Source organism: Gryllotalpicola reticulitermitis (assembly GCF_042651345.1).
GTDB classification, from domain to species: Bacteria; Actinomycetota; Actinomycetes; order Actinomycetales; family Microbacteriaceae; genus Gryllotalpicola; species Gryllotalpicola reticulitermitis.
This window is the reverse complement of sequence record NZ_JBHSCN010000019.1, coordinates 1-18,482: the sequence shown is the minus strand read 5'-3', so window position 1 is coordinate 18,482 and position 18,482 is coordinate 1. Positions and strand designations below refer to the sequence as shown.

Sequence of the window (18,482 nt, the reverse complement as noted above, 5' to 3'; positions counted from 1 at the left end):
AAATAGGAAAGATATCTTGCTAGGGGAGCGGGCGATGTCAGATCCGAACACGGAGAACAGTCGGGGGATTTTCGACGACGCGTCGCGTGCCGACGAGTTCGTGGAAGACGACACGATGATCGTGCAGCGCACGCGCCGCTCGGCGCAGCAGCCCCAGGACAGCGAGCAGCTGGAGGTGCCGGAGCCGGTGCGGCACGACGGTACCGCGGCACCCGCGGCCCAGCAAGCGGCCGAGCAGGTCAGGTCCGCGTTCGAGCGGCCCGCGCCGCAGCAGCCGCCGACGTCGTGGGGCATGGCGCCGGCCGCGCCGCCGGCCGCGCAGCCACAGCAGCAGGTCGAGCAACCGCTAGCCGAGCAACCGCCGGCTGAGGCGCAGGATCAGCCTGCGCAGGCGGCGCCGGCCCCGGACTTCTCGGCGCTGTTCACCGGGCAGCGGCCGGCACAGTCCGCCGTGGCCGGACAGAAGGCCAGCAAGGGCTTCCGCGGCTTCCTCGCGCGCACCGGCATGAACGTCAAGCCGGGCGCGGCCGAGGCGGCCGAGCTGGAGCATCGGGCGAAGCTCAGCATCTTCGAGACGCAGATCCGCCAGGCCACGTGGAGCCGGGCCGTCTCAGTGCTGGTCGCCAACCCCAAGGGCGGCACGGGCAAGACCCCGGCCGCACTGTTGCTGGGCGGCACCATCGCGTCGATCCGCGGCGGCCAGGTCGCGATCGTCGAGGTGTCCGACGACCCCGGCGCCCTGACCTACCGTGCCGAGGGCAACCCGCAGGTCGGGCTGGGCGAGCTGGTGCGCGACCTCGACCGGATCACGAACGCCGGGCAGCTGGCCGGCTACACCGCCCCGCAATCGTCGTTCGCGGCCGTCATCGGGACCGTCGGCCGCCGGCCGCGGCTCACGGGCGATGCCGTGATCGGCGTGGCCGGCCTCGTGGACGAGTTCTACGGCATCCGGGTGATGGACTCCGGCAACCAGCCCACCAGCGAGGCGTTCCGCGCCGCCGTCCAGGTGGCCGACGCGCTCGTGATCCCCGTGATGAACGCCGGCGACTCCACGGTGGAGGCGCTGCGGCTGCTGGAAGAGCTGCGCGCAGACGGCGGCCACGCCGCGGAGCTGGCCGCGAACGCGATCGGCATCCGCCTCGTCGACGGCCGACACGAAGACCCGACCATCGCCGCCGAGGTCGAGCAGGTGCTGGCCCGCGAGGGCATCCGCTCCCTGCACACGATCCCGTTCGACCCGCACATCGCAGAGCGCGTGCAGATCACGCTCGGCCAGCTCGCGCCGGCCACCCGCGAGGCGTTCATCACCGCGGCCGCCAGCGTCGTACGCAGCCTTCAGGCATCCGTCACCATCAGCAAGAGGAGCTAGAGCTATGGAGCACATTCAGGCCGCCGCGGCGTACCTGGCCACGACCCCGAACCCCTTCAACGGCGTCACGCCGGACTTCTCCGTGTTCGGGGTGCAGTTCACGCAGCTATGGCAGAAGCTGCTCGGCGCGATCTGGGCACTCGGCATCATCATCTCGGCCGTCTGCGTGATCCTCGGGTTCGTGCGCATGTCGGCAGCCGCGACCGCCGGCGGCAACCCGGTCAAGCACCAGGAAGCCAAGTCCATGACGATCTGGGCGCTGATCTGCCTCGGCGCACTCGCAGCGATCGCCGTCATCGTCGGCGCGGTCCTCGCGATCTTCAGCTGACCCAGGGGGAGCACGCATGCGCATGTACTCGGCAGACGGCCGCAGCCGGTGGCCCTGGGTCATCGGCGCACTCGTGCTCGCCGTGATCATCGCCGGCGTCGTCGTGTTCACCACGACACGCGGCACCGGCCACCCGGCCGCGGCCGCGCCGCCGACCGTGACCGTCACACCCACCCCCACGCCCAGCGTCGACGAGAGCGGCGCGAGCGACGAGGACCCCACCGGGTGCCTCGGCGGCCCGAACTACGACGCCACCAGCGTTCTGACGGCCCAGAAGGCCGCCCCCGACACCCAAGACGGTGCCGTAGAAGTCGCCGCCGCGTTCTACCGGTTTTGGTTCCAGTACCCGTACGCATCCGTGGCCCAGCAGAAGCAGGTCGCTACGGCGCTGCGCTCCAGCTCGTCGCCAGCGGCGATGTGGACCCCGACGACGAATGCGAACACGGGCGATAACCCAACCAAGAGCGTTCTACCGGCGGGCACGCATTTCACCATGTCGACCGTGAACGGCCTGTGGCGGGCGACGTCGACGAGCAACGGGGAGTTGATCGTCGACCTGGCCGCCGGCTACGTCGTCGACGGCGCACTGAGCCCCACGAAAGTCGGCGTGCTCGGCTTCTACATGAAGTGGGAGAACGGCGCGTGGAAGGTGGTCGAGGGCCACGTGGTCGACCAACAGGCCCTCGCTGCTGACGGAACTCACTTCATCGCGGGGTGCTGACCATGTACGAAGCGATCGCCCAGGCGGCCACGTCGACGAGCGGGGGATGCACCGGACTCGTCTCGTGTGTCACGTCAGCGGGGCAGGCCGTTGGCAACGCGGCTAACAGTGTGGGGGGCGCGGTCAGCGGCGCAGCGTCGGCCGCGCAGGGCGCGGTGAACTCCGCAGCTGGGGTCGCGAACTTCTGGAGCGACCCGTCAGAGAACACGTTCAAGCTGCTCCAGAACGCCGCGCACGGGCTCGCGCAGGTCGTCCTGCCGGCCTTGTCGAAGGCCACCCTGCCGGACCTGTCCGCCTCGTGGTTCCTGAAGGCCTACGCGGTCAGCTTCGCGTTCGGGGTGCTGCTGGCGGTGCTGCTGCTCATCCCGCAGATCGTGCGCACCGCACGCGGCCAGCAGGCCGGCCGCGAACTGGCCGAGTCCATCGGCCTGTACTTCCCGGTGTTCCTCATCGGCTCCAGCTTCGGGCCGGCTGCCGGCGCGTTCCTGGTGAAGTTCATCGGCGCACTGACCGACGCGATCACCAACTGGGGTATCGCGGGCTCTGCGAACTCGATCACCTCGACGTTCACGAAGATGCTCGACGCCAAAGACGCATCCGGCATCGCCGGCGGCGCGGTCGTCGGCTGCATCCTGATGTTCTTCATGATCGTCGGGCTGCTGCTCGTGCTGCTGATGCTGATCGTGCAGCTCGTCACGCTGTACCTCACCGGCGTCATCGCCCCGCTCGGGTTCCTGTGGATCGTCGACCCGCAGCGGCGCAGCTTCGGCACGAAGATGGCGTACATGTGGGTGAGCATCCTCGCCTCCCACCCGCTGCTGTTCTTCCTGCTCGGCGTCGTCTACTGGATGGTCGCCGGCAGCGTGCAGGTGTTCACCGGCGCGCCCTCGCTCCAGTCCACCGTGCAGATCGCCGTCTCGATCGTCGCCGTGTTCTTCGCGGGCCTGTCGCCGTTCATCCTCCCGAAGCTCGCCCCGATCATGCCGTTCGGCGGCAATGGCGGGATACCGTCACGCGGCGGCACCATCGGCCCGTCCAGCACGGCCGACGCCGACCGGAACGCCCCGGCGTCGACGGCGGACGCCGGCAGCCCCCAGGGGGCCAGCAGCTACGGCCCGGCATCATCCGGCGGCGGCACCAGCTCGGGCGGCAGCAGCTCGCCGGCGGCTGAGCCGGCCGAGACCGCGAGCATCAGCGGCGCGGCCAGCAGCAGCGACCCCGAAGAGGTCATGCCCGAGGCCAGCGGCCTCGGAAGCGGGGCGGGTGCCGCCAGTGCGGGCGAGGCACTGGAGGCCGGCGAGGTCGCCGCAGCTCCCGAGACGGCAGGGCTCAGCGCCGCGGCGCTGGCCGCCCAGCAGGCCTGGAAACAAACGAAACGAACCACCGAACAGCTCGGGGAGGCCGCCGTGGAACCGGTTCGGGACCACGAGGCCAACTGGCAAGAGGGGCAGTAGGTAGATGCCTGAGAACTACGAACGGTTCATCGGCGGCGAAGGCGGCCACCGGGCCTTCTTCGGCAGCCGCCGAGCCGGCGCGCGCACCTGGATGCTCGTGTTCTTCGTGCTGGCCGGCATGGTCGGCACGATCTTCTTCCACCTGTGGGGCGTCGGCTTCGCGCTGGTCGGCGTGATGGTCACGCTGGCGCTGACGACCCGCACCCACAACGGCACCTGGATGGAGCGGCACGAGAAGCGCGCCCGCTGGAAGGCGCGCAAGCGCGCCGGCACCGACCGTTTCGAGCCGTACGACGTCGCGAAGTGGGACCAGCTGCACGCCGAGCGCGCACAGGCCAAAGGCCGACACGCACTCGAACTGGACCAGCAGATCAACGCGATGCGCGCCAACCCGGACGGTGCGGACGGCATGGGCTGGCTCCAGTACGGCTCCAACCAGCCGGGCATCGCCTGGCACTCGCCGGTCGGCGAGGACGACTACCTCTCGGTCGCGTTCAACGTCTCCGGGCAGGTGCGCGGCATCGAGTCCAGCGGGCACCTCACCCGCGCAGCCAGCGCGTTCGGCCGGTTCCTGGCCGCCCGCGGCGGGGCGACGTCGCTCATCCGCGACGTCCAGCCCCTCACCCGTGTGCTGCCGCCGGACACCGCCCGGCACCAGGCCTGGGCGCGCACCAACCTCGAGCAGCCGGACCCCGGCTGGGACGAGGACCAGCGGCGCATCTTCCACGAGCAGCAGGCCTCCTACGACGAGGTGATCCGCCGCACCAGCTCCGACGCGATGGTGCAGCGCCACTACGTGGTCGTCAACTGGCCGCTGACCCAGCAGTTCTTCGACGCGGCCGAGAAGTTCGCCCCCGGCCGCGACGGCTGGCGGGAGCTGATGGACCAGCAGATCGTGCAGACGATCCGCGGCCTGCAAGAAGCCCGCATGGGGAAGGTCACCGTCCTCACCGCCCGGCAGACCGCGGCGCTCATCCTGCACCAGCAGAACCCGTCGATGCCGATCGACGCGGTGCGCCGCGTCGACCCCACCCGGTTCGGCATCCCGAGCCACGACGAGTTCTCCGCGCACGTCGTCACCGGCTACGACCCGACCGTGCTCGGGCCGGACGACCAGCCGACGTCGGCGCCGGCCGTGGAGTGGTGGCACCGCACCGCGGCGATCCGCGCCGAGAACATGAGCGTGTCCGGCCGCAGCCCGCTGTGGGCGCTGGACCTGCTCATCGGCAAGGAGCTCGACTTCATCCGCAGCGTGGCCTTCCACGAGCACCTGGTGCCCGCGGCCGACGCGAAGTCGGCCACGCAGCGCGACGTCGTGCGCGACCAGTCGGAGCTGATATCGGCCAAGAAGGCCGGCCGGCTGGGCAGCGACGAGACGGAAGAGAACCTGACCGGCGCGCAGCGCCGTGCCCGCGATCTGCGCCCCGGAAGCCACCACCACGGCGTCGAGTGGATCGGCTACGTCACCATCACCGCACCGACCCGCGCCGAGCTGGCCCAGGCCTGCCGGCAGCTGCAAGACGTCTGCGATACCGGGCTGGGGATCAACCGGCTGGAGTGGCAGGACAGCTACCAGGCCGCCGCCAGCGGCACCACCTGGCCGATCGGCCGAGGGCTGAAGCCCAGCGCACCCGAGTTCTCCAGCCGCGTCATGACGCGCCTGGCCGGGCGCAGCGAGAAGGAGGCAATCTCGTGACCAGCGAACCCCGCACCCGCCGCGGCGAACACAGTAAGCGCAGCGGCGACAGGCCGCTTGACACCAAGGTGTCAAAGACGCCGCTGCTGGCGAAGATCCCCGTGCTGAAGGCCTTCGTCTCGCCCGACAGCCTGCCGATCCCGGCAGCTCAGGAGCAGCGGGAGACGACCCAGAGCGGCCGCCCGGTCGACGTGCCGCCGTGGACCCTGCCGGGCACGCAGCTGCGCGCGAGCGCCCGCCACGCCCGTCGCGGCTGGTACGCGCCGGCCGCCACCGGCGCGCCGTCGACGACACGGCAGGTCGAGGTGCTGAACACTGCGATCGTCGCCGCCCCGACCGGAACCGAGGGCGTCGTGCAGGGCCGCGACAACCTGTCGCGGACTCTCATCTCGCATGACCCCGCTACGGCGTACAACATGCAGCCGCGGCAGATCACCAGCCCGAACGTGCTGATCTTCGGCACGGTCGGATCGGGCAAGTCGTCGCTCGCGAAGACGAACTACGTGCTGCGGCCGCTGACCCTGTATCACCGCCGCGCGGTGGTCTACGACAAGAAGGCCGACGAAGACCACGGCGAGTACACGGACCTCGCCCACCAGCTCGGCTCGACGCCGCTCATGTTCACCGGCGACGGCACCGGCACGCGGCTGAACATGCTGGACCCGAACATCATCCGCGCCCAGGGCCTCCAGGGGCAGACACTGCTGCTGTCGACCGTGGCGCAGATCGCCCGCAACGACACCCCCGCCACCGAGTGGGAGGCAAAGGCGATCCGCCACGCGGTCGTCACGACCCTCCAGCGGTTCCAGGGCGGCCGCGTCGCGACGCCCGCGGACCTGCTGCCGTATCTCGGAGAGGTGCCGAACGACGACGACCTCAGCCCCGAATCCAAGGAGCGCCTGCACCAGGCCGGCCTCTCCGTGCGGTTCGCGCTGGAGGGCCTGCTTCAGGAGTACTCCGGCCTGCTCGACGGGGAAACGAGCAAGGATGTCGACCTGGGCCACAAGCTCACCGTGTTCGACCTCTCCGGGCTGCCCGACACGGGGCCGGCGGTGCCGGCCGTCATGTCGATCGGCAACATGTGGCTCATGGGCCGGTTGCGCAGCGACCGCGGCTACTTCACCAACGTGCTGTACGAGGAAGGCTGGCACCTGGTCGACGGGCCGGCGGCCCGCGTGGTGAAGGCCGGCGAGAAGCTGTCCCGCGCCCTCGGCATCTCCACCGTGTTCCTGATGCACAAGGGCACCGACATTCCGGCTGACTCGCCCGGATACACCGTCGTGCAGGAGGCGCAGACGGTGCACATCTTCCGGCAGGACCGCCCCGAGGATGCCGCCTGGGCGGTGCGCACCTTCAACCTCGACCCGGCCAGCGAGGAAATCGTGATGAACCTCCAGCCCGGCCACCACCTGTTCAAGTACGGCTCGAACCCCGAGGTGCACGTGCAGCACATCCGCTCCCGGTGGGAGGCGGCCGTGACCAACACGGACGGCGCGATCGCCCAGGTGGCCCGCTAGGGAGGCCAGGGTGAAGCGGGTACTCATCGGCGCGGGCGCAGCGTTCATCATGCTGCTGCTCGTCGTCGGCACGGTCGTCTTCGGCGCCGGCGACCCGTCCCAGGCCGCCCAGTGCACCTCGACGAGCACCCAGGACGCGAGTACCCACGTCGCCGTCGACGGGTACTCCGGCGACCAGCTGACCAACGCTGCGGCGATCATCAACGCCGGCGACGCGCTCAAAGTGCCGACCTACGGCGTCGTCATCGGCGTCATGACCGCGATGGGAGAATCCCAGCTGCGCGCCCTCGACTACGGCGACAAGGCCGGCCCCGACAGCCGCGGCCTGTTCCAGCAGCGCGCCAGCTGGGGAACCCTCGCGCAGCGGATGAACGCCACCAGCTCGGCTACCCTGTTCTTCACGCACCTGCTGGCCGTGCCCGGCTGGCAGAACATGACCCCGACCGAGGCGGCGCACGCCGTGCAGATCAACGCAGACCCCAACTACTACACGCCGTACTTCACGCCGGCCGAGGCCGTCGTCTCCGCCCTGGCCACCGGGCAGACCTGCACCGGCGGAACCACCGCAACGAACGTCGTCTGGTCCGGCGGCGCCGGCTTCGCCCCCGACAAGGAAGCCGTCAACACAGCACTCGCCTTCGCAGAAGCGCAACTCGGAGACGCCTACGTGATCGGCGGCGCCGGCCCGAACGTCTGGGACTGCTCGGGGCTCACAATGGTCGCCTACCAGCACGCCGGCATCAACATCGGCACCCACTCCGTGGCCGACCAGTACGCCACCATGCAGGCCGAACACCGGCTGCTGCCGATCGTGGACGCCGAACCCGGCGATCTCCTGTTCTGGCACGAAGCAGACGGCGCATGGGCGCACGTCGGCTTCTACCTCGGAGGCGGCAAGATGCTCTCCGCCGCCGCCCCCGGCGAAGGCGTCAAAGAGCAATCGGTGTGGACCTCCGACAACGGCGAGACCCTCGCCCCCGTCGTCGGCCGACCCACCGGAATCCCTACGAGCTGAAAGGATCACCAGCAATAACAGAGAGCACCATTTACACCGCCGGCACCAGGTGGAACGACGTCGACGCAACACTGCGGGAAGAGCAGGAGGACCTCCAGGACGCAGAGGAGGGGGACGGACCTGAGGATGTTGCACCGTTTGTGGAGTGAAATACTCATGCCGTCTAGCGGTTGGAAGCATCAGGAAGCGATCGTGGCTTCAGTCGGGAGTCGCCGAGCGCATGAGTGAAGTGAGCGACACCGCTGCGGCTGAGTTCGAGACGACGTTGCGTAAGGACTACAGCTGGCGACTGAATCTTGCCGTTCTGCTCGTCAGCGTTCCTGAACTCCCCGGGGCGGTACCTCTGATACTCATGTCGGGTGCAGCCGGGATCGCTGGCATCCTCGCGGCCGTGCTATCGGGCCCCGTGGTGATCCGTATCGCAGGTTTGGTCGGGGTCGCGTTTTCGCTATTCGTCCTCGTTGTGCTCCCGGCGCGGCTAGTCTTCACCGCGAGCCGCGCGGCGCCTGCGATTCATGTCGGAGAGGTGCGCCGGAGCCGGATCACCGTCGACGGCATCACCGTTCGCAACTCGACCGGATCAGTGACGCTCCACTTCGCCGACTGCACGCGTATCCGAGAAGCGCTGGGTTTTGCGGTGCTTATACGCCCCGGGCTTGGACCGACGGCGTTGCCTTCTGACCTGTTCCCCAAGCAGGCGAGAGCACAGTTCTTCGATGCTCCACGAGGCGGTCGGACTGCTACGGGGTGATGTGGATGCGTCCCTGTGCCAAGAGCTGGAAGAGTTCGAGGGCAAGGCGGTGACTCTGAACCCGAAGACGCCGTTCAGACCCTGCGAGGTAAGTAGAGAGGCGTTGATCGATGTCGCGACGCTATGTGAAGTCGATGACCCCGCTTATTGGGGAAAAGTACGCTGAACTGTCCGGGCGCGCGTTCGATCGGATGCGCTGGGCTGTCGTGATCCTCGTGGCAGCCATGGCGGTCGGGCTGATTTGCATTTTGTCGCGGCCTGCGTGGTTTGTCGGACCGGTCTTTTTTGCGTTGGCCACTGTCTGGGCTGCCTGTTATGCGCTGCTGATTGTCTGTGCAGTCGCGTGGACTAAGGTCTGGAGGGCGGTGCGCACCGAGCTGCGCATTGCAGGCTTGCACGTGCGTCGCAGCCCGGATCTTCGTGGCCCTACGTTCTTCGCCGCGTGGGCGCGGCTGGAGAAGCTCGACCCCGCGCACGTCACCGCGGTGATCGGCGGTCAGCAGAGCCGATGACCGCGGATGTCCGATATGCCCCCAGCACGGGTTGCTTGTGAGAGGTTGCGGGTGTGGACATGGCAGGAGCTGCGCGCGCGAGGGTGAGCGCATCGTGTGTCGCGTGCGGTGTGTGCGCCAGCAGACCCCCGAGTTCCGTACGACCACCGACTGCCGCGGCTGGGTGGTGGTGACCGAGCAGCGCGTCCTGTTCGAGGGCCACCAGTGGCCGATCCACGATGCATACGAGGTACCGCTTCAGCAGGTCACCTCGGTCGACCGCCGCCGCAAGCTGCTGGAGTGGAGCGTGCAGCTGACCGTGGCCGGCGAGCCCCAGACGTTCTACGTCCTCTCCGGCCCTGACGCCGAGCAGCTCGCACAGGCGATCGACTCGGCGGCCGCGCGGTCGGGAGAGCACGGACCGCGTCGGCGATGCTCCGCGTTTTAGAGGGCGCGTACGCCGATGATGACGGCGACGAGGACGAGAACTCCGTGATCGGCTCCATCGGTAAGCGCACCTGTTAGAGGATCGATATCGGATCGAGGATGAGTTTGCTCGGCGGCCGCGCCAGTATCGAGCTGTGAGACTGTGGCACGGTTTAGCGCGGGTGGGGCTGCTATTTGCGTGGTTGGGCATCGCGGTCGCAGTGCCTGCGGCCCTGCTCGCGCTCGTCGCCGGTTTCGTGCTGGTACTGGTCCACGCTGCGGCCTGACGCTGGTTGGTGAGACAAAGAGTCTCCGTCTGGCTCGCTGGTCGTGCGCGCTGCGGCGGCCCATACGCGCGCCGTAAACGATCGGTTTCGGGTGATCACGGTCGAGTCCGCGACACGCCGAAGAGAAGCGCACCTTTAACCCCCACCAAAACCGCGGCGCGGCCCAAAAGGGCAGCTACCGTTTTTGGTGAGCGGCGCCGGCCGCCAGGAAGGCGAACATGGCGGTCATCGGCTACGCCCGCGTCTCACGACGCGAACAGAACCCTGCCTCCCAGGAGGCCGAGCTGCGCCAGGCCGGATGCGTGCGCGTGTACGTCGACCACGGGGAATCCAGCCGAGTGCAGGACCGACCCGACTGGCTGCGCTGCCTGGACCGGCTCGAACCCGGCGACACCCTCATGATCCGGGCGCTGGACCGCATCGCCGGCACCGAGCTGATCGCGATCGAGACGATCCGCGAACTCGGCCGCCGAGGCATCCGCCTCACAAGCCTCACCGAGCCGTTCCTCGACGTCGACACGTCGACCCCGATGGGCCAGGCCATCGTGAGCATCATGGCGGCGATCGCGCAGCTGCGCGTCGACACCATACGCGAGAACACCCGGCGCGGCCTCGCATACGCGCGCAGCCAAGGCCGCATCGGCGGCCGGCCCGTCATCACGACGTGGAAGGCGCAACCCCACACCGTGCTCCGCGCCGACTGACTCTCAGAGCGCACGCTGACGGATCGCTCAGCGCGCGGAGTGGTTACCTATTCGTCGTGACCGGCTTAGCCTTGCCACCGTTTCAACGAGGTCACCCATGTCCTCGATCGTCGCGTCAGCATCGGCGAGCATGTCTGTCGGGGTTTGAGCGGCGTAGCCGATCGAGAGCATGCCCGCCCGGTACGCGGCCGTGATGCCTGCCGGGCTGTCCTCGATCACGATGCACCGGTCGGGCGGGTAGCCCATGCGCTGGCTGGCGTGGAGAAACAGCTCAGGCCAAGGCTTGCCTTTGCTCACGTCGTGCGCGCTGAAGATCCGGCCTTCGAACCGGTCGAAGATCCCCACCCGACCGAGCGTCATCCGCATCTTCTCGTGCGATCCCGACGACGCGACGCAGGTCGTGTAGCCCATCTGGTCGAGCCGGTTGAGCGCCGCGATGATGCCGGGAACCGGCCGGAGTTCGGCGTCCAACAGCGCCGTGAAGCGGTCGTTCCGGCGCTCAAGGAAGTCGGCAGGTAGGCGCGTGCCGAGATGCCGTTCGACGTTGGCGACCATGTCCGCCACCGTGTGGCCCAGATGCTCGCGGTAGATCTCGTCCGTCGTGATAGGCCAGCCCAACTCGGTCAGCATTGCAACGTCTACGCGCTGCAACAGGCGCTCAGAATCGACCAGCACACCATCGCAGTCGAGCACGATCAGCGGCAGATCGCCGCTATGGTCGGTGACGTGCATGGTCCGAACCCTACCCACCGCAGCCACGGCGAGCCTGACGCCCGGTGACTGGTCGGCTCGCGTGACACCGTTCCCGCGCAATCAGGATCGAATTATGCCGAGTCGCCTTCGCGCGTCCTGATCTGTTGGGCGACATGAGGGAGCACCACATCCAACAGCGCCACGCACTCCCGGTATCCGTCCATCCCCAGCTCGTAGGGGTCCGGAATGCCGCCGTGCTCCGCGTTGGCGACGATAACCGAGATGGGGCGGTTCTTGAGGTGGGCGCGCACCTCGCGGGCCTCATCAGGGCCGACGGTGACGATCCACCCGATCCCGTCAAGGTCGACGCTTCCGATCCAGCGACTGACGTGCCCGCTCAGGTCGAGACCGCGTTCCCGCATGCAGTCGATGGAGCGGTGGTTGGCGGGGCGGCCGGCCAGGTCTTTGTCCAGGCCCGCGCTCTGAACGAGGAATCCGTCGCCCAAGTCGCGCTGGAGCAGCGCGCTCATCATCGGGCTCCGGCTGATGTTGCCGACGCAAACGCAGAGCACCTGCCGCACTGGCTCCAGGCTGGTCACTCAGACACCGTAATCCGGTCCGCGTGGTCGCGTCGGGCAGCCCCGAACAGTTTCGTCAGCGGATCGCCTTGCGCGCGTGCGACGGCTTCGCGGCCGTTCGACACTGCGTGCAAGCCCGTCTTTAGTCGGCTCCGTTGTCTGTGTAGGCGCGGGCTTGCATGGTGAACAGCTCGGCGTAGTAGCCGCCGTGGGCGATGAGTTCGTCATGCGTGCCGATCGCGTCGACGCGCCCGTCGCGCAGGACCAGCACGAGGTCGGCTGAGCGCACGCTGGAGAGGCGGTGGGTGACGTAAAAGGTGATCGCACCGGTGCGGGTGGCGAAGTCGCGGGCTGCGGTCTCGTACGCGTCGATCATGCGCAGTTCGGATTCGGGATCGAGGGAGTGCCCGGGTTCGTCGAGGGTGAGCACGAGTGGGCTGTCCTTGATGAGGGCACGGGCCAGGCCGATGGTTTGCCACTGTCCTCCGGAGAGCTCTTCGCCGTCGCGGTAGTTGCGGCCGAGGTAGGTTTCGAGGCTGCCGATGCGGTCGGTGACCGAGCGTGCTTTGGCTCGTTCGATCGCGGCCTCGATCGCGATCGGGTCGTCGATGCGGTCGATGTCGCCGACGCCGATGGATTCGCGGGCTCGGAACGCGAAGTGCACGAAGTCCTGGAACAGGGCGGCGGTTGCTTTGTGCCAGTCGCCCGTGGCGTAGGACTCCAGTCGGCGTCCGTCGAGTTCGATGTGGCCGCTGGTGGGGCTATAGAGGCCTTGGATCAGCTTGATCAGGGTGCTCTTGCCTGCCCCGTTCTCGCCCACGACGGCGACCGAGGTGCTGGCGGGAATGTCGAAGGTGATGTCGAGGAGGCTCGGCGTTTTGTTGCCGGGGTACTGGTAGCCGATCCCCTCGAGGCGCAACCCGGTGGCGAGGCGGGTGCTCATCATGGCGGGAACCGCTTGGGCGGGCCGTCTCGTGCCGCCGACGCGCAGTTGTTCGATGCGCTCCAGGCCGGTCGCGGACAGGCCGACGTTGTTGAGCTGCTGCAGCGCGTTGGCGACCTGGCCACCGACTTGCGTGGTGAGCGCCAGCACCATGACCAGCTGGCCGGCGTTGCTGTGGCCGTGAAAGGTGAGCCAGGCGGTGTAAGCGATTGCCGCGAGCAGAGCGAGCGCGAAGGGCAGTTGGCCGAGCAGGCGCAGGCCATAGTAGCGGCGGTAGCCGGCGGCCATCGTCGCGGCCAGCTTCTGCTGCGCCTCACCGTGCAGGGTACGGACCCGTGCCGCGCCGTCACCCAGGCGGATTTCTTTGACACGGTCGGCGTTCGTGGAGGCGTCGCGCAGGTTGCGGATGCGCCGGGTGAATGCGGCGGCCTCTTTGCGCGCGTCCTGGACGGGCTTCTCGGAGGCGCTGGTCGTCAGTACCGGGATTGCCGCGACGACGAGGAGCAGGAGCAGCCAGGGGCTGACGGTGACGAGCAGGATGCAGGTGATGACGAGCTGGATCACGACCGCGACAAGGCTGATCGTCGCCTCAAGCGTGACGCGGGCGCCGGCGATGTCCTGCCGCAGCAGCTCGATCTTGTCGGCGACCTCTGCCGACTCGATCTCGTCCAACGGCTGGTCGTTGTGGAGCGCACGTGACACCCGACGACTCAACTCGATCTCGTCAAGCTCGCCCAACTCGAAATACCAGAGGTGCCCGAAATGGGCGAGCAGCAGTTGCCCGGTGATGCACAGCGCGAGACCAGCCGCCAGAGCGGTCAGCAGCAGCGTGGACTGATGGGAGATCGTCGCGTTCGTGAGATTGCGCACGAAGATCGCGACACCGGGCTGAGCGACACTGCCGAGCAGGAGCAGTCCCGCTCCGATGATCAGGCGCTTCTTGTCGATGGTCCACGACATGACGAGGACCAGGCGGATCACGTTGAGAGTTCGCTTCATCGGTGGTCTTTCTTGTTCCTCAGCTCAGCGCGTACCGCGACGACTGAGCGGCGTACATCCGCGCGTAATGACCGCCCTGCTCCACCAGCTCTGCGTGAGGTCCGAGCTCGACGATCGCGCCGCCATCCAGGACGGCGATCGCATCGGCTTGCCGGACGGAGGAAAAGCGGTGCGAGATGATCAGGGTGGTGACTCCGCGAGTCAGCTCGAGGAAGTTCGCGTAGAACTCTGCTTCGCCGCGCGCGTCCATCTGGGAGGTCGGCTCGTCGAGCACGAGGACCCGAGCGCCGTGTCGCACGGCGAACAGGGCGCGGGTCAAAGCGAGCCGCTGCCACTGTCCGCCGGAGAAGTCGGTGCCGCCGGGCAGAAGTCGCGAAAGTGGCGTGTCGAGTCCGAGCGGCAGCGTGTCGAAGGCGCCGCTGAGCCCGGCCTGCCGCAGCGTCTCGACCATCCCGTCGTCGTCATCGTCGCCTGCGTCGGAGGCCTGCATGGCGATGTTCTGCCTTAGGGTCAGCTCGTAGCGGGCGTAGTCCTGAAAGACGATCGCGACTCTTCTCTGCCAGGCAAGCCGCTCGGCCGCCGTCAGCTCGGCGCCGTCGACCGTGACATTCCCACTGGCGGGTGCGTAGAACCCCGCGAGCAGTTTTACCAGCGTCGACTTTCCCGCCCCGTTCACGCCGACCAATGCCGTCGACCGGCCCGCTTCCAGTCGCAGCGAGACGCCCTGCAGCACATCCGTGCCGGGTGTGTACCCGTAGACCACGTCGTGGAAGGCGATGTCGGCCGGTCCGCGCACAGCATCGGCCAAGCCCGCGCCATCCGCCCGCTCGGCGGCATCTGCTGCTGCGATCGGGCCGGTGCGCAGTGCCTGCTCGGTTGCCAGGATCGCCTCCCATGCAAGGCGCCCGTACTGCATCTGTAGGTCGGCCTCCGGGAAGAAGTTGCCGAACAGCACGCAGGCAAGCGCTGCCTGCAGCACGATCGCGATCGAGCCCGGAGACACCCCAGCCTGGCCGCCAACCTGGGCCATTGAGGCTGCAAGCAGGATGCTGGAGCCGATGAGCGTCGCGAGGGCACACCACACGGCTTGCGGGCCGTAAATGCGCCGGCGCGTGCGCCACACCACACGCAGGCCCTGCATTGCTTCTCGCTCGTAGCGCCGCTCAAGCCAGCCGCCCAGGCGCAGCATCCTGATGTCCCGCGCTGACAGAGGGTCGATCGCCAGGTCCCGCAGGTACTGCCGGCGGCGGCGCAGCCTGGTGAACCGCCCGTTCGCGGCCGACCAGAGCGAGAACGCGTATGTCTGTCCGAGCCGGTTCACCAATGCGATCACGAGGCCCAACAGCGCGACCGGAACCGATACCACCACCGCCAACAGGATCAGCGTGCCCGTGAGCGCGGCGTAGCGCGCGACCAGCGCGAGCGCGCCCGCAGAAGCGCCCCCCGGCGTCTGTGCACGCTGATCGAGGAACCCGTTGGCCTCCGCGACATGCTGCACGACCTCCCGCTGTTCGACCGCACGCAGATTATTCGCTGCCCCGACCGAATCGATCAACCGCTGCGAGACGTAGGCATCCACCCGCAGCTGCACGCTCGAGGCCAACACAACCTGCAGGGGCGCCGTGAGCTGCTGAACGACGAGGCCCACCGCGCACAACACGACGCCGGCGACGATCGATCCCGTGTGGCCCGTCGCCGCCGATACGACCGTTCCGCTTCCGAGGATCACCAGCGGAACCGAAACACCAGCGATGAGCTGCACCAGGAGCGTGACCGCGACAAGACCAAGCCCCGCGTTCCGCAACAGGAACAGCAACTGGCAGGCCGCCCTGACCCGCCGCCGTGCCAACTGGATCACGCTCACTCCCGCCACACCGAGGAACACCAGCGACCCGCGGCCGCCTCGCCAGACTAGGGCACCTCATATACCCGCCTGATCCCCGCGCGAGCCAGTAGACGATTAAGGATCCCGCGCCGGGCAGCTAAGTCCCGGTTGCTAGATCGCTCTACGCCAGGGGTGGGGCGGTTTCAGCTCCTCAACCAGTCCCGGAAGCTGCCCATGCGCTGGTGCGTCTGCCGCCACATCCGGCCAAGGATCAGAAGCGGGGCCACAAACACGAGAGCGGCCAGCACGATCAACGTATACCTGCCCGCGATCGCTGCGGTCGCAGCCCCGGCGCAGCAAAGTCCGGACCACACCCAGAAGCCGTACACCTTCGCTGTCGGTCGGTGTCCTGACGGCATCGCGCGGCCTCCTCTGCCCGTTGCGCCCAGTATAGAAACACGGCATCAGGGACCTCGGGACTTTCCCGATCAATGAGCTATCGGGCCACACGCGCGAAGGCCGATCGCTCATCGTACGTAGGCAGCGCCGGTGAGGACGATGTGGGTGCTGATCGCTAGCGTGTCGAGGTGAGCGATTCCGTTGTCCTGCTGAACGGGGTGCCTGGCGCGGGGAAGACCACGCTGGCCACGCCCCTGGCCCGGCAGCTCGGGGTGCCGCTGATTGGTAAGGATGCGATCAAGGAGTCGCTTGCTGATCTCGTCTCGCAGCCGTTGCCGACCAGCCAGCTTGGGGCGCTCGCGAGCGACGTGATGTGGAGTCTGGCCGCGCTGGTCGATGGCGTCGTGATCGTCGAGAGCTTCTGGGCGACGGGTCGCGATGAGAAGTTCCTTCGGGCCGGGCTGTGCAGAGCCGGGGCGGGGCGCGCTGTCGAGGTCTGGTGCGAGGTGCCGATCGGGGTGGCTCGCGAACGCTTTCTGACCCGGGAGCGTCATCCTGCTCACAAGGACGCTGAGCGGCTCGCTGAGTGGGAGGCGGTGGCGGCAGTAGCGCGGCCGTGCTCAGGGCAACCGACATTGCCAGTTCGAACGGATGCGATCGTCAACGTGGCGTTGCTCGTTGAGCGCATTCGAGCGCTGCTGGACGACGAGTCGGCGCGTCTTCCGGCGGCGTAACTGATCGTTGAAGAATCGGTCAGCACGGTGCGCCGTTTTCGCCGGCGTGTGAGTGGCTCGCGCTCCCGACAATCTGGTTGACCGCGTCGCTCAGGGTGCACTGCGGGTTGATGTGGATCGCGCGGATGCCGACTGCCTCGGCTCCGCCGATGTCGGCAACGGGGTTGTCGCCGATCATCCACACGTCATCCCCCGCGCCCATGTCCTCAAGTGCGTATTCGAAGATGTGCGGGTTCGGTTTCTCCGCACCGACCGCGGCGCTCGTGATGGTCCTGTCGATCAGGCGAGCAAGCCCCAGATCGGCAACGAGTTGCGGCAGTTCGGGTGCGTGGTTGCTGAGGATCACGTTCCGGTACCCCGCGGCAGCGGTGGCGCTCAGGGCCGACACCGCATCCGCGGCGAGCGTCCACGCCGTCGGGCGGTAGTACTCGCGCGGAACGGCAGCGATCGCGCGTTCCGCATCGTCCGGGGGCACGCCCGCGTTCGTGTAGGCGTCAAGGAACAGCGCGTGCTGGGCGGCCCACCATGCCGCGGCGGACTGCGTCACCCGAACGACGTCGGGCGCGTGCCACGGAAACCCCACCGAGAGCTGGTCGCGAAAGTCCCCCGCGCTGAGACCGAGTTCGGGAGCGATCGACAGAAGTGCCTGCGCCAACGTTTCGGACCAGAGCCCATCCCGCATCGCAAGCGTGCCGTCGAAGTCCCAGAAGACAACGCGTTTACTCCCGTAGCGCACGCCGTCAGACTATGCGGTTCGAACAGGAGACGGCACGCCCGCAAGCGATCGGTCATCGTGCTCCGTGGGTGACGGTCACTTGGCTGTGGAAAGCACGCGAACCATTCTGAGGTCAGACCCGTTTCCGAAGTCATGTGCTTCATCTGTAAGCAGAAACCCGGATTTCTCGTACGCCCGCTGAGCACGCGGATTGTGCTCGTGCACGAAGAGTTGAAGGTGCGAAATGCCCTGCGCGGCGGCCCAGTCGGCGGCGGCCTCGAGCAGGGCCTGGACGACGCCGTTACCACGCGCCGCTGGTGTCACGTACACACCGACAACATCCGCTGTACGCGCGGGGAGGACTCTTCCCGCATAGTCCTTCTGACCCGCCGCGGTCACGAGGACTGTGAGCGTACCCAACCACTTTCCGTCATCGACAGCGACGAGCGCGCGCTGACGTGCGCTCGGGTCGGCGCTTTCCGAACTCGCCCATGCCCGCTTCTGCCAGACCTCATCAGCCCACGTCACGGCCTCGTCGAAGGTCGTGATGAAGGCGACTGGGGCGATCTCATCACGTAGCGCTTCCAGGCGGAAGTCTTTCGCACGCTCCCACTCCTCAGCGCGCAAGGGGCGGACGAGGAACTCGGGCATGGCTAGCACTGTAGCCGGCACCCGTCGCCCTCTGCGGGCGGCCTGCATCCGCGGCACGCTAACGGATCGGTCACCGGGCCGACTCGGGTCGTTCTGCTATGAGTAGTGCCGTGGAAGACTCGGCCGAGCACGTCTGCCAAAATGCGCAAAGCCCAGCGTTACGCACCGATGCGGTTCTTCTCGACT

General features: G+C 67.9%; 18 protein-coding genes. 12 read left to right on the top strand and 6 right to left on the bottom strand.

Translation table 11 applies throughout. The features are described 5' to 3' along the window. Window positions 1–34: 34 nt before the first annotated feature. The 11 genes from ACFOYW_RS16990 (at window position 35) to ACFOYW_RS16940 (ending at window position 10,759) form a co-directional block, all read left to right on the top strand. On the top strand, window positions 35–1,369 hold the full coding sequence (locus ACFOYW_RS16990) for a MinD/ParA family ATP-binding protein (protein ID WP_390231738.1): 1,335 nt from the start codon (window positions 35–37) through the stop codon (window positions 1,367–1,369). Window positions 1,370–1,373: 4 nt separating this feature from the next. Next, window positions 1,374–1,697: a hypothetical protein gene (locus ACFOYW_RS16985; protein WP_390231735.1), complete on the top strand. Its 324-nt coding sequence runs from the start codon at window positions 1,374–1,376 to the stop codon at window positions 1,695–1,697. A 16-nt stretch (window positions 1,698–1,713) separates the two neighbouring features. After that, window positions 1,714–2,418 (top strand): hypothetical protein, encoded by a 705-nt coding sequence (locus ACFOYW_RS16980; RefSeq protein ID WP_390231733.1) that lies wholly within the window; start codon window positions 1,714–1,716, stop codon window positions 2,416–2,418. Window positions 2,419–2,420: 2 nt separating this feature from the next. Further along, window positions 2,421–3,872 carry a hypothetical protein gene (locus ACFOYW_RS16975; RefSeq protein ID WP_390231730.1) on the top strand — a complete coding sequence of 484 codons (1,452 nt, stop codon included), beginning with the start codon at window positions 2,421–2,423 and terminating at the stop codon, window positions 3,870–3,872. 4 nt (window positions 3,873–3,876) lie between these two features. Further along, window positions 3,877–5,568, top strand: coding sequence for a hypothetical protein (locus ACFOYW_RS16970; protein WP_390231727.1), 1,692 nt, complete (start codon window positions 3,877–3,879; stop codon window positions 5,566–5,568). Then, window positions 5,565–7,085: an ATP/GTP-binding protein gene (locus ACFOYW_RS16965; protein WP_390231724.1), complete on the top strand. Its 1,521-nt coding sequence runs from the start codon at window positions 5,565–5,567 to the stop codon at window positions 7,083–7,085. The genes ACFOYW_RS16970 and ACFOYW_RS16965 overlap by 4 nt, the downstream gene beginning before the upstream one ends. 10 nt (window positions 7,086–7,095) lie before the next feature. Then, window positions 7,096–8,100: a C40 family peptidase gene (locus ACFOYW_RS16960; protein ID WP_390231721.1), complete on the top strand. Its 1,005-nt coding sequence runs from the start codon at window positions 7,096–7,098 to the stop codon at window positions 8,098–8,100. 220 nt (window positions 8,101–8,320) lie between these two features. Further along, window positions 8,321–8,851, top strand: a complete 531-nt coding sequence (locus tag ACFOYW_RS16955) for a hypothetical protein (protein ID WP_390231718.1) — start codon at window positions 8,321–8,323, stop codon at window positions 8,849–8,851. Window positions 8,852–8,961: 110 nt separating this feature from the next. Next, window positions 8,962–9,363 carry a hypothetical protein gene (locus ACFOYW_RS16950; protein WP_390231715.1) on the top strand — a complete coding sequence of 134 codons (402 nt, stop codon included), beginning with the start codon at window positions 8,962–8,964 and terminating at the stop codon, window positions 9,361–9,363. A gap of 37 nt (window positions 9,364–9,400) precedes the next feature. Continuing rightward, window positions 9,401–9,790, top strand: coding sequence for a PH domain-containing protein (locus tag ACFOYW_RS16945; RefSeq protein ID WP_390231712.1), 390 nt, complete (start codon window positions 9,401–9,403; stop codon window positions 9,788–9,790). Between the two features lie 483 nt (window positions 9,791–10,273). Continuing rightward, a complete protein-coding gene (locus ACFOYW_RS16940) occupies window positions 10,274–10,759 on the top strand; it encodes a recombinase family protein (RefSeq protein ID WP_390231709.1) in 486 nt (161 codons plus the stop codon). A 27-nt stretch (window positions 10,760–10,786) separates the two neighbouring features. Here the strand turns inward: ACFOYW_RS16940 and ACFOYW_RS16935 are convergent, their stop codons facing one another. From ACFOYW_RS16935 to ACFOYW_RS16920, 4 genes are all read right to left on the bottom strand, one after another. Next, window positions 10,787–11,491: an HAD family hydrolase gene (locus ACFOYW_RS16935; RefSeq protein ID WP_390231707.1), complete on the bottom strand. Its 705-nt coding sequence runs from the start codon at window positions 11,489–11,491 to the stop codon at window positions 10,787–10,789. Between the two features lie 92 nt (window positions 11,492–11,583). Beyond that, a complete protein-coding gene (locus tag ACFOYW_RS16930; protein ID WP_390231704.1) occupies window positions 11,584–12,051 on the bottom strand; it encodes an arsenate-mycothiol transferase ArsC in 468 nt (155 codons plus the stop codon). Window positions 12,052–12,172: 121 nt separating this feature from the next. Beyond that, complete coding sequence (locus tag ACFOYW_RS16925; protein ID WP_390231701.1) at window positions 12,173–13,972, bottom strand: ATP-binding cassette domain-containing protein; 1,800 nt, start codon at window positions 13,970–13,972, stop codon at window positions 12,173–12,175. Window positions 13,973–13,991: 19 nt separating this feature from the next. Continuing rightward, entirely contained in the window at window positions 13,992–15,836 is a 1,845-nt protein-coding gene (locus ACFOYW_RS16920) for an ATP-binding cassette domain-containing protein (RefSeq protein ID WP_390231698.1), read from the bottom strand. A 548-nt stretch (window positions 15,837–16,384) separates the two neighbouring features. On the opposite strand from ACFOYW_RS16920, the gene ACFOYW_RS16915 reads away from it, so the two are divergent. Then, on the top strand, window positions 16,385–16,930 hold the full coding sequence (locus ACFOYW_RS16915; RefSeq protein WP_390231695.1) for an AAA family ATPase: 546 nt from the start codon (window positions 16,385–16,387) through the stop codon (window positions 16,928–16,930). Between the two features lie 19 nt (window positions 16,931–16,949). On the opposite strand, the gene ACFOYW_RS16910 is transcribed toward ACFOYW_RS16915, so the two are convergent. Both ACFOYW_RS16910 and ACFOYW_RS16905 read right to left on the bottom strand, forming a co-directional pair. Further along, on the bottom strand, window positions 16,950–17,666 hold the full coding sequence (locus ACFOYW_RS16910) for an HAD family hydrolase (RefSeq protein WP_390231692.1): 717 nt from the start codon (window positions 17,664–17,666) through the stop codon (window positions 16,950–16,952). A 75-nt stretch (window positions 17,667–17,741) separates the two neighbouring features. Continuing rightward, window positions 17,742–18,296 (bottom strand): GNAT family N-acetyltransferase, encoded by a 555-nt coding sequence (locus tag ACFOYW_RS16905; protein ID WP_390231690.1) that lies wholly within the window; start codon window positions 18,294–18,296, stop codon window positions 17,742–17,744. Between the last annotated feature and the right edge of the window lie 186 nt (window positions 18,297–18,482).